Below are 11,340 nucleotides of genomic sequence, written 5' to 3'. Positions count from 1 at the left end.
ACAATTATGGAAGTAGATCTATTACATTTTGAAAAAAAATATCAGAACTGTATTGTAGCAGGTATAGATGAAGCAGGTAGAGGACCGCTTGCAGGTCCGGTAGTAGCAAGTGCCGTTATAATAGATAACGCCAATATTATAACGGGCATTAAAGATTCTAAAAAGCTTTCCAAAAAGAAAAGAGAATTACTATATGAACAAATCACTAGTAATTATGTTTGGGCAACTGCTATTATTTCTCATATCGAAATTGATGATATTAATATATTAGAGGCAACTAAAAAAGCTTGTTCTATTGCTGTGGCAAATCTTAGCCTTGAGCCAGAAATAGTGTTAGTTGATGGTAATATGCAGTTTAAGGATGAAAGATTTATCAGTATAATTAACGGTGATGATTTATCATTATCGATTGCTGCGGCTTCTATTGTTGCAAAAGTTACTAGGGATCATTTGATGCTAGACTTAAGTGCTGAATTCCCCCAATATTTATGGCACAAAAATTCCGGCTACGGTACCAAAGAACATATCGAAGCTATTAATATACACGGCTTATCACCGTATCATCGTAGGAGTTTTAGGTGTTGTTAATGGTATTGCCTGTGTGGACACTGAATCATCATTGCGAGCAGCCATAGGCTGCGTGGCAATCTCATAAAATAATAACAAACTCCTGAGATTGCTGCGTCAAAATTTACAGTTTTTCCTCGCAATGACGATGACGATTTTGGTATCCACAACGCACACCATTAACTCAACTCGAGTGCTGCCTCTTCTAGAGTTTTTAGCTGATCACGAAGTTTTGCGGCTTGTTCAAATTCAAGATTACTTGCGGCTTTAAGCATTTCTTTCTTTAATTTATCAATATGGGTTTTTAGCTTAGCAGGATTATCAAATAAAGCATGAGCTTGTTTTTTATCAAGCTTACTATCGATTTTCTCAAATTCTGCTAAAGCGTGAATAGCACGGTTGATGGTTTTTGGAATTATGCTGTGTTTTTCATTATATTCCTGCTGAATTTGCCTTCTACGCAACGTTTCACTAACGGCTTTATCGATAGATTTAGTCATTTTATCGGCATAAAGTATAACTCTACCCTCGCTATTTCTTGCAGCTCTTCCTATTGTTTGTATTAACGATACTTCCGACCGCAAAAACCCCTCTTTGTCTGCATCAAGTATAGCAACTAAGCCGCATTCAGGGATGTCAAGCCCCTCCCTTAATAGATTAATACCGACTAAAATATCAATAGTACCTTGTCTTAAATCTCGTAAAATCTCTATACGCTCTAGAGTATGAACGTGAGAATGTAAATAAGAAGTTTTATATTTTAGTTCCTGCAAATAGGCGGTTAAATCTTCTGCCATTTTTTTAGTTAAGGTGGTGACTAGCACACGAAAACCTTTAGCGATAGTGGTTTGAATTTCACTAATTAAATCCTCAACTTGGTTAGTAGCGGGTTTGATAATACATTCAGGGTCAAGCAGTCCCGTAGGTCTGATAATCAATTCTACAACCGTGCCGCCCGTTTCTTCTAACTCGAACGGTCCTGGAGTTGCAGATACAAACACAGTTTGTGGTCTAAATTTTTCCCATTCTTCAAATTTTAAAGGTCTGTTATCAAGTGCAGAGGGGAGACGAAATCCATGCTCTACCAAAACTTCTTTCCTTGCTCGATCGCCGTTATACATCGCTCTAATTTGCGGTACGGATACATGGCTTTCATCAACAAATAATAATGCATCTTCTGGTAGGTATTCGAATAATGTAGGAGGCGGCTCACCGGCATTACGTCCTGTGAAAAAGCGAGAGTAGTTTTCAACGCCTTTACAGCTGCCGGTTTCCGTTAACATTTCAAGATCATATTGAGTACGTTGATTTAGCCTTTGAATTTCAAGTGGTTTGTCTTGTGACTTTAAAAACTCTAAGCGTTTTTGTAATTCTTCTTCAATACCTGATATGGCATTATTGACCGTTTCTTGAGGCATCACAAAATGTGAATTACCAAAAACCATAGCTTTATCGAGCTTAGCAAGTTTTTCACCTGTTAGGGGATCAAATTCATGGATATATTCGAGTTCATTACCGAAAAACGATAAACGCCAAGCTTTATCGCTGTAATGTGAGGGGAAAATATCGATGTTGTCGCCTTTAACTCTAAAACAGCCACGTTCAAATCCGATATCGTTACGCTCATATTGTAGATTTATCAAATCGTTTAGTAGCTGATCACGAGGGTAGCTTTGACCAGGCTCTAGATTAACCATCATTTGGTAATATAAATCGGGAGAGCCAAGCCCGTAAATACAGGAAACGGAAGAAACTACTATAACGTCACGACGCTCTAATAGCGATCTTGTAGCGGCATGACGCATTAAATCAATCTGTTCGTTAATTGATGAGTCTTTTTCTATAAAAGTATCGGTGCGTGCTATATAAGCTTCGGGCTGGTAATAATCATAATATGAGACAAAGTATTCAACGGCATTCTTTGGAAAAATCGATTTCATCTCTGAATAGATTTGGGCAGCTAAAGTTTTATTATGAGCCATAATAAGAGTAGGACGATTAGTTCTCTCTATAATATTTGCCATAGTAAAGGTTTTGCCGGATCCCGTAATACCAAGCAATATTTGTGAGCGTTTTTTGCTACTTAACCCTGCTATAATTTCATCTATTGCTTTTGGTTGATCGCCTGCCGGTTTATATTCTGAGATAATAGAAAAATTGTTCATGCATTTTTACTTGCTTTAAAAAATATAGTTTAAGATAATACATTAAAATCTAATAAAAAAATATAACATTATGAATAAAGCTATATTACACACAATTATTATTTATACTCTCGCTAGTTGTCCTTATTGTATAAAAGCTAAAGCATTGCTTGATGAGAAAAATGTTGCTTATGAGGAAATTGAAGTAAGTAATTTTACTCAGGAAGAGAAAGAAAAATTTATTAAGAAATCTGGTGGAAAAAAGACCGTCCCGCAGATATTTATAGATAATATGCATGTTGGCGGTTGTGATGCTCTGTTTGATCTTGAAAAAGAGGGAAGGCTAGATAAGCTGTTAGAAAATCAGCCAAAGAAGACTTCACCTGCTGCCGGAGCGTAATTAATAAAAACGTCATTGCGAGGAAATTACGAAGTAATTGACGAAGCAATTTCAGGAGCTTGTTATTATTTCATGAGATTGCCACGCTCCATACGGTCGCTCGCAATGAAGATTTAGTATCCACGCGAGCAATGCCCGCTCGCAATGATGCTGAAAACTACAAAAACTTCAAAATGTCCAAAAACAAAACTCGCAAAAATTCATTCTATCTACTTCTGCCGTATTTATGGTCGAAGGATTTTGATATACGCCTGCGTATTATTACCTCTCTTATTTGTCTAGTCATAGCTAAAGTAATAAATATTTTCGTTCCTATTGTTTATAAATATATAATAGATGGGCTAAATAAAAACTTTGCTCTTTCGGTTATTATCGGGATTATTGTTGCATATGGTGGAACAAAAATACTTGTTCAAATTTTCAGTGAATTACGAAATATCATTTTTTCAAAAGTAGGGCATCAAGCAACTCGCTTAGTTGCTCTAAATGTCTTTAAGTACATGCATAATTTAAGTATGCGTTTTCACATTACTAGAAAAACAGGGGGCTTAAGTAGGTCAATAGAGCGTGGTACTAAAGGTATTGAAGCGGTACTGCGGTATTCGTTATTTAATATTTTCCCGACAAGCGTAGAAATTATATTAGTAAGCGGGATGTTATGGTATGTTTACGGTATTTGGTTTGCCGTAACTATTTTAATAACAATGATAGTTTATGTTGGTTATACTTGCCTAATCAGTACTTGGCGTATTTCTTTTGCAAGGGAAATGAACCAAAGCGATAACACCGCCAATAATAGAGCAATCGATAGTTTACTGAATTTTGAGACCGTTAAATATTTCGGTAATGAAGAATATGAGGCGATAAAGTTTAATGAGGCTTTACAAATTTATGAAAAATCAGCTACTAAAACTACTAACAGCCTATCGATTTTAAATATCGGGCAGGATGTTATAATATCCTTAGGGCTTGTTAGCCTTATGATACTTTCAGCAAATGCTATTAACCAAAATAAAATGACCGTCGGCGATTTAATAATGGTTAATACTTATCTATTTCAGCTATCAATCCCGCTTTCAATACTTGGCTTCGCTTATAGAGAAATTAAAAACGCTCTAGTTAGTATGGAAGATATGTTTAAGCTGCTTGATATACCGGCAGAAGTAGAGGATGCTTTGAACGCTAAGGAGCTAATTATCTTAAAAGGTGAGGTTAGTTTCGATAATGTTAGCTTTGCTTATAATCAGGAACGTCCGATTTTACATAATATAAGTTTTACGATCAAGAGCGGTAAAACTTTAGCAGTAGTCGGTAGTAGCGGGGCAGGGAAATCGACGATATCACGTTTGCTTTTTAGGTTTTACGATATTAATAGTGGCAATATTACTATTGATGGTCAGGATATAAGAGAAGTCACGCAACAATCGCTGCGTAAATCTATTGGAATTGTCCCACAAGATACGGTACTGTTTAACGATACGATATATTACAACATTGCATATGGTAATAATGCAGCAAGCTACGATGAAGTTATAGCAGCCTCAAAAAATGCTCATATTCATGAGTTTATTAGCACGTTACCCGAGGGGTATGAGACGCAGGTAGGCGAGAGAGGCTTAAAGCTTTCGGGCGGTGAGAAACAGCGTATTGCAATTGCAAGAACCATCTTAAAAAATCCAGCAATATATGTTTTTGATGAGGCAACAAGTTCGCTTGATACTAAAACCGAAAAGCTAATTCAAGCAAGCCTTAAAGAGATCTCGGCTCACCATACTACCCTTATCATTGCCCATAGACTCTCAACTATTATCGATGCAGATGAGATTATCGTTTTAGATAACGGTTATATAGTTGAGCGGGGCAACCATAAAACCTTGCTACAGCACAAAGGCTATTATGCCGAACTTTGGTATAAACAGCAAGAAGAGGAACATTCTTAAAATTTATCATTATATCAACTACAAGCTTTATTAAGTGGTTTGGTAAAACCAGCTCGATGTCATTCCCGCGGAGGTTTTGTTGCGTGGATATCAAGTCGTCATTGCGAGCGAACGTTAGTGAGCGTGGCAATCTCAGGAATCCTTCTCAAGATTGCTGCGTCAAATTACTATGTAATTTTCCTCGCAATGACGAAAAAACTGATCCACGCAGGAATGACATGGATAGCTAATTGATATTTCAAAAAATTGGCTAAAATCTCTTGCAAGAATAGCGGTGACGTTATTCCGTGGTTTCAAAGTCTCTATCCTAAGCGGTATTATTAGCCGTATAAATGGTATAATTCTCGACTTCATGGTCTCATGGTCGGGGCGATAGTAGCTATGTACAGGGTTTAAAGTGTAAGCTTTAAACCTAAAAGCTATTATAACTGTTCTGTGACGGTTCTTTGAACGTCCCAATCACCAGAAGTTAAAATCTTCGGTGGTTAAAACTTGAGCAATTTAAGTTTAATCACGGGAGCAACTACATGCAAAAATAATAAATTATTATCTAAAATATTACCGTTCTCTAAGAAAAATAAAGATTTAGAAAAACTAAGATCTAAGTTTAAACAAAGGTTAGAAGAACAGGTAACGATAGATGAGATAACAAGAATAGAGCAGCGTTCATTATATTTAGAAAGTATAAAATAATTCTAATATATAAAAAGTTTGTTAACTTTTACGATTATGTTATTGCCTAGAAACGGTTGATGTCGTTATTGTAAGCGACTAAAGGCCTTATTGTATGGCTCGTTTATGTTATTTCCACGAAAGCCGGAATCCAGTAAAAAATGATAAAACAAAGAAAATTACATAAAAATTTAGTATATAATTTGCTTAAAAGACTAGATTCCTGCTATTGCAGGAATGACATCGGCATCCGTGCAACAATGCCCCGCAGCAATGACATCGGTAACTTAGAAACAATGCCACGATTATAAATACAAGCAATCCTTGAAAGAAATTTATTATGTCTCTATTATTAAATATAATTCATTAAATTTAAGGCTAAGTAATCGTGACTGATAAATCTTCTTCTAATTTAGTACCGGTAAATATCGAAGATGAGATGAGAGTATCTTATCTTGATTATGCTATGAGTGTTATAGTAAGTAGAGCTATACCGGATGTTCGGGACGGCTTAAAGCCGGTACATCGCCGAATTATCTATTCTATGCATGAAGCCGGTAATTATGCTAGTAAACCTTATAGAAAATCTGCTAGAATAGTCGGTGACGTGATGGGTAAATACCATCCGCACGGCGATAGTGCTATTTACGACTCGTTAGTACGTATGGCACAAGATTTTTCCTTGCGTTTACCGCTTGTAGATGGGCAGGGTAATTTCGGCTCGATGGACGGTGATGCGGCGGCAGCAATGAGATATACCGAATCTCGAATGGCCAAAGTTTCGCATAAGCTCGTAGAGGATATCGATAAAGAGACTGTCAGCTTTAACCCTAATTACGATGGTTCTGAAAAAGAGCCTTCCGTACTTCCTGCAATGTTTCCCAATTTATTGGTGAACGGTAGCGGAGGTATTGCGGTCGGTATGGCAACTAATATCCCGCCTCATAATCTTGGTGAGGTTATCGATGCGTGCTGTTTATATATAAATAATAACGATATAGAAATATTAGATTTACTTGAAGTCGTTAAAGGACCGGATTTTCCTACAGGTTCAATGATTTTAGGTATTAGCGGTATTAGATCGGCATATCTTACCGGTAGAGGTAGTATCATTATGCGAGGTCGAGCCGAGATTGAGAATATCGGTAATAGCCGTCAAGCAATTATTATTACCGAAATACCGTATATGGTAAATAAGGCAAGACTCGTTGAGAAAATCGCTGAAATGGTTAAGGAAAAGCGTATAGAAGGTATAAGTGATTTACGTGATGAATCGAATAAAAACGGTGTAAGGATTTTTATTGAGTTAAAGAAAGATGTAGTTGCTGAAGTAGTCTTAAATCAAATATACGCATGTACGCAGCTACAAACTAGCTTCGGTGTTATTATGCTTGCTCTTAAAGACGGGCTACCGAAAGTGATGAATTTGAAAGAAGTAATTGCAGCTTTCGTTAGTTTTAGGGAAGTAGTAATTACTAAGCGTACTATATATTTACTCAATAAAGCAAGAGATAGAGCTCATATTTTGCTAGGACTAACTATTGCCGTTAGTAATATCGATGAAATAATACGTATTATTAAAGCTTCAAATGACCCGAATGCAGCTAAACAAGAATTAATGGCTCGTCAGTGGGAAGCATTAAATATCCTACCTCTTGTAAAGTTGGTTGATGATAAAGCAATGTTAAACGAGCAGGGTAAATGTAACTTTACCGAAGTGCAAGCTAAGGCAATCTTAGAAATGAGATTGCAACGCCTGACCGATATGGAGAAAAACAAGCTTGAAGAGGATTTAAAGAACCTCGCTACGGAAATCACCGAATATCTTAATATACTCGGCTCTCGTACAAGGTTACTTGAAATTTTAAAGGAAGAGCTCATTAAAGTTAAAGAAGAATTTGCGACTCCTCGTCTTACTTCAATTGAATTCGGCGAATTTGATCAAGATATAGAAGATTTAATTCAGCGTGAAGAAATGGTTGTAACCGTAACGCTTGGTGGGTATATCAAGCGTGTACCTCTAAGTAGCTATCGTGCGCAAAAACGTGGCGGTAAAGGAAGATCAGGGCTTTCAATGCGTGATGAAGATATTACCACGCAAGTTTTTGTCGGTAGTACTCATACTTCTATGTTGTTCTTCTCAAATATCGGTCAGGTTTATAGTTTAAAACTGTATAAACTGCCTTTAAGTAATCCGCAGGGTAAGGGTAGACCGATGGTTAATATATTACCGTTGAAAACAAATGAGCATATTACAAATATTATGCCGCTACCTGAAAATCAGGATGAGAGGGATAATTTAAACATTATGTTCGCAACTGCCAAGGGTAATATCAGAAGAAGCGATTTATTAGATTTCAAAAAGCTTCAGTCGAACGGTAAAATTGCTATTAGGCTTGATGAGGACGATAAATTAATAGACGTAAAACCATGTAAAGAAGACGAGCATATTTTACTTGCTACCAAAGCCGGTAAAGCTTTAAGATTCCCTGTTGAATCGCTGCGTGTTATTAAGAGCCGTACTTCCGATGGGGTACGAGGTATGAAGCTTGCCAAAGAGGATTCCGTAATTTCTATGACTGTGCTTAAAGGTATTAGTAGTACAAAAGAGGATAGAGATGCTTATTTATCCGTGCCGTGGGAGCAGAGATTAGAGATTGCTAAAGGTGAGGCGTTTAATCCTAAAGAACTTGGCGTAAGCTTAACTGCCCCGGCTATTTTGGAAATGGCAAATTCCGAAGAATTCATTTTAACCGTAACTGAGAACGGTTTTGGTAAGAGAAGCTCAGCTTATGGCTATAGAATTACTGACCGTGGCGGCAGCGGTATAATCAATATGGATATTAACGACAAAACTGGTTTAGTCGTCGGTGTTATGCCGGTTAAAATGGATGATGAGTTAATGCTGATTACCAATAGCGGTAAGTTAATTCGCTGTAAACTTGAGTCAGTACGTATTACGGGACGTAACACTAGCGGCGTAATCCTATTTAAGCTAGATGATGGTGAAAAAGTCGTGTCTGTCTCTTTAATTGCTGAAACTTCTGAAAGTGAAGAAGATAGTGAGTTAGAGGAAGAGGGATTAGAGCAATCTGAAGAGGTGTAAGGGCTGAGGCGTTGTTATTCCCGCATAGCTCTTAAAAAGCTCTCGATGTCATTCTTGCGAAAGCATTTTGCGTAGATACCTAAGTCGTCATTGTGAGGAGGTATTGTTGCGTGGACCGGTAAAACCCACTGTGTTACCCTGTGGTCAAGCCACGGGATGACAGAGGTGAAATTGATTCACGCAACAATGCCTTGCGAGCAGCCATAGGCTACGTGGCAATCTCATGAAATAATAAAACTCCTGAGATTGTGGACGTACAAATTACTTTGTAATTTTCCTTGCAATGACGTTAATTTATTAATTGATCTGCTTTTAGTTAACAATACCCCCAAAAGAACTTCTAGAAAAGTATTGCAACACTAATTTTTCTCTCTATAATAACTGTATATTGAATTTATGAATATGCAAATATTAACTTTCCAGTCTTTTTTTACTACTACAACTGGTCTAAGCCGGTAACAATATCTCTATACCTTTCTTTTAATTATATCCATCTATTTAAATTAACTAATTATTATTAGGTAAGTTTTATGTTGCGTAAAATGCCACTTATTTTAATGGCTATTATCATAGCTATCATATTGTTAAACCCACTAATAAGTTTAGAAGTACAAAGGTTATTGTATTCAATAAGTCTATCTATTAAATCTATAATTGGATTATTTCTGCCTTTAATTATTTTTAGCTTACTTTTTAAATTTGTTGTAATGCTAGCCAAATATGCAACACGTATAGTTTTCTTAATATTATTACTAGTATGTTAGTCTAATTTTTGTGCTACCTGCATAAGTCATTATGTAGGTATATATACATATATCAATTCGATTTATCAATGATCTCTCCTATAGAAAATGATAGCTTAAAGCCTTTATTTATGGTTGCTTAATTTTCCTAATATTGTTTCTAATGATAAAATCGTATTTAGTAGTATTATCTTAGGCTTTATTTCCTCAAAATTGTGTGCTGAAGTTGCAATTGGATTGGCTTGCAAGCTAGAAGCATTTGTTGCAAAAATATTGTGATTGTTTATCTATATAATTCCCTTATTTATAATAGGCTTTATCGTAAAACTACAGTTTGATGAAGTATTAGATATAATTATTAAAGATTATATGTTCATTTTTGTGACGATCGCATTTGCTCAGTTTGGTTATATCTTTCTTGCTTATTTTAAGTAATTGTCGAGTTAAGGAATTCATAGCTAGCCTCAGTAATATGATGTCAGCGTCTATAAGTGGATTTAGTGCAATGTCTAGTGTTATAAGTATGCCACTTAGTATAATAGGAGCGGAAAATAATACAAATAATAAAGCACTCGCTCGTACCGTTGTCCAATAACAGTAAATATTCATCTTGTTGGCGATTGTTTTGCCATACCGATTTTGGCTTATGCTATACTAAAAAGTTATGGATTAGCTGAACCTACTTTATTTAATTATTTTATTTTTACTTTTTATTTTGTATTGGCAAAATTTTCAGTAGCAGCTATACCAGGTGGCGGAATTATTGTAATGCTCCCTATACTTGAACAATATCTAGGTTTTAATACTAATATGATGTCTCTGATTACAGCTCTTTATATCTTATTTGATCCTGTGATCACTTGTGCTAATGTTTTAGGAAATGGTGCTTTTGTTAAACTGATAGATAATATATATAGTGTAACTCAGAAAGCTTAATTTAAGCAAATTTGCATGGAGCAAGTCATGTCCCACCGTGAGCATTAATAAATATTTTAGCAATAGGACGAGGTTTCTCAAAATACTCTAGGTTCTTGCGTGCAGAAAATTAAATTATTTGTATTTTTAGATATTCTTGAGCAAAAATTAATAAGAACGCAAGAGCCTAATATCTCTTTTTCTTTTAAAGTAATTGTTGAATTATCTATATTTGATAAATTAGATATTTGTGTTCCTTGAATTATTATTTTTTATGAAGAATTAGTGAATTTTTTAACCAAATCTCAAATATTAATTAGATAATTGATTTAAAAGAGAAAAAGCATATAATCTTTGTGTGGAAAGTGATATATTGGTAATAAATTATGATGTGGTTATTAATTGCGATTGGTTTAACCGTTGCGATTCTTATTATAGGGGTAGTGTCGATGGCTATCGGAGGAAAGTTTGATAAGAAATTTAGTTCAAAGTTAATGACTTTAAGAGTTTTTTTTCAGGCAGTTGCTATATTTTTATTGATTATAATGTATTTTTATAAAGTTAATTTATAAATGTCTGAAAATAACTCAAAAGCTACTTAATCGATTTCTCTAATTTCTTCACGTAATTCTTCCCATTTGTCTAAAATTTCTTCTAATGTAACTTCTTCGACTTTTTTCTCTCCATCTTCAAAGTCCTTTAAGTCCCTAATCAGTTTCTCTAGCTTTAATAATGAAATTTTTTTTTCATTATACTGATCGCTACAATGTTCTTCGAGTTGTTCTGCAATTTCTTCAATATCACCCCAATGCATTATTATTCCTCCTTAATTTTATGTAAGCCTTATTTATTA

General features: G+C 35.4%; 12 protein-coding genes. 9 read left to right on the top strand and 3 right to left on the bottom strand.

Features of this window, described 5'->3' with window-relative positions; genetic code table 11:
- The first annotated feature begins 6 nt into the window (after positions 1 to 6).
- On the top strand, positions 7 to 588 hold the full coding sequence (rnhB, locus tag AB4K15_RS00650; RefSeq protein ID WP_032073935.1) for a ribonuclease HII: 582 nt from the start codon (positions 7 to 9) through the stop codon (positions 586 to 588).
- 158 nt (positions 589 to 746) lie between these two features.
- Here rnhB and uvrB read toward each other — a convergent pair whose 3' ends face one another.
- Entirely contained in the window at positions 747 to 2,732 is a 1,986-nt protein-coding gene (gene uvrB / locus AB4K15_RS00645; RefSeq protein ID WP_032073936.1) for an excinuclease ABC subunit UvrB, read from the bottom strand.
- A 70-nt stretch (positions 2,733 to 2,802) separates the two neighbouring features.
- Here uvrB and grxC point away from each other — a divergent pair, with 70 nt between their 5' ends.
- The 4 genes from grxC to gyrA all read left to right on the top strand — a co-directional run bounded on the left by grxC (position 2,803) and on the right by gyrA (position 8,829).
- The gene (gene grxC, locus AB4K15_RS00640) at positions 2,803 to 3,111 is read left to right on the top strand and encodes a glutaredoxin 3 (protein WP_014365335.1); all 309 of its coding nucleotides are present in this window, start codon (positions 2,803 to 2,805) and stop codon (positions 3,109 to 3,111) included.
- 173 nt (positions 3,112 to 3,284) lie between these two features.
- Positions 3,285 to 5,051 (top strand): ABCB family ABC transporter ATP-binding protein/permease, encoded by a 1,767-nt coding sequence (locus tag AB4K15_RS00635; protein ID WP_032073937.1) that lies wholly within the window; start codon positions 3,285 to 3,287, stop codon positions 5,049 to 5,051.
- 492 nt (positions 5,052 to 5,543) lie between these two features.
- Entirely contained in the window at positions 5,544 to 5,744 is a 201-nt protein-coding gene (locus AB4K15_RS00630; protein ID WP_500224770.1) for a hypothetical protein, read from the top strand.
- 367 nt (positions 5,745 to 6,111) lie between these two features.
- Positions 6,112 to 8,829, top strand: a complete 2,718-nt coding sequence (gene gyrA, locus AB4K15_RS00625) for a DNA topoisomerase (ATP-hydrolyzing) subunit A (RefSeq protein WP_032073938.1) — start codon at positions 6,112 to 6,114, stop codon at positions 8,827 to 8,829.
- Positions 8,830 to 9,346: 517 nt separating this feature from the next.
- Here gyrA and AB4K15_RS00620 read toward each other — a convergent pair.
- Entirely contained in the window at positions 9,347 to 9,574 is a 228-nt protein-coding gene (locus AB4K15_RS00620; protein WP_500224884.1) for a hypothetical protein, read from the bottom strand.
- 503 nt (positions 9,575 to 10,077) lie between these two features.
- On the opposite strand from AB4K15_RS00620, the gene AB4K15_RS00615 reads away from it, so the two are divergent.
- The 4 genes from AB4K15_RS00615 (at position 10,078) to AB4K15_RS00600 (ending at position 11,059) form a co-directional block, all read left to right on the top strand.
- Complete coding sequence (locus tag AB4K15_RS00615) at positions 10,078 to 10,167, top strand: transporter (RefSeq protein ID WP_231288556.1); 90 nt, start codon at positions 10,078 to 10,080, stop codon at positions 10,165 to 10,167.
- A gap of 44 nt (positions 10,168 to 10,211) precedes the next feature.
- Entirely contained in the window at positions 10,212 to 10,508 is a 297-nt protein-coding gene (locus tag AB4K15_RS00610; protein ID WP_014409989.1) for a cation:dicarboxylate symporter family transporter, read from the top strand.
- A gap of 99 nt (positions 10,509 to 10,607) precedes the next feature.
- Positions 10,608 to 10,748, top strand: a complete 141-nt coding sequence (locus tag AB4K15_RS00605) for a hypothetical protein (RefSeq protein ID WP_032073941.1) — start codon at positions 10,608 to 10,610, stop codon at positions 10,746 to 10,748.
- A gap of 125 nt (positions 10,749 to 10,873) precedes the next feature.
- Positions 10,874 to 11,059 (top strand): twin transmembrane helix small protein, encoded by a 186-nt coding sequence (locus AB4K15_RS00600; RefSeq protein WP_032073942.1) that lies wholly within the window; start codon positions 10,874 to 10,876, stop codon positions 11,057 to 11,059.
- 26 nt (positions 11,060 to 11,085) lie between these two features.
- On the opposite strand, the gene AB4K15_RS00595 is transcribed toward AB4K15_RS00600, so the two are convergent.
- Positions 11,086 to 11,301, bottom strand: coding sequence for a Fe-S cluster assembly protein IscX (locus AB4K15_RS00595; protein ID WP_010976937.1), 216 nt, complete (start codon positions 11,299 to 11,301; stop codon positions 11,086 to 11,088).
- Between the last annotated feature and the right edge of the window lie 39 nt (positions 11,302 to 11,340).

The organism is Rickettsia aeschlimannii, from assembly GCF_047973405.1.
In the GTDB taxonomy this organism is placed as follows: Bacteria; Pseudomonadota; Alphaproteobacteria; order Rickettsiales; family Rickettsiaceae; genus Rickettsia; species Rickettsia rickettsii.
This window is presented reverse-complemented; position numbering and strand designations above follow the sequence as displayed.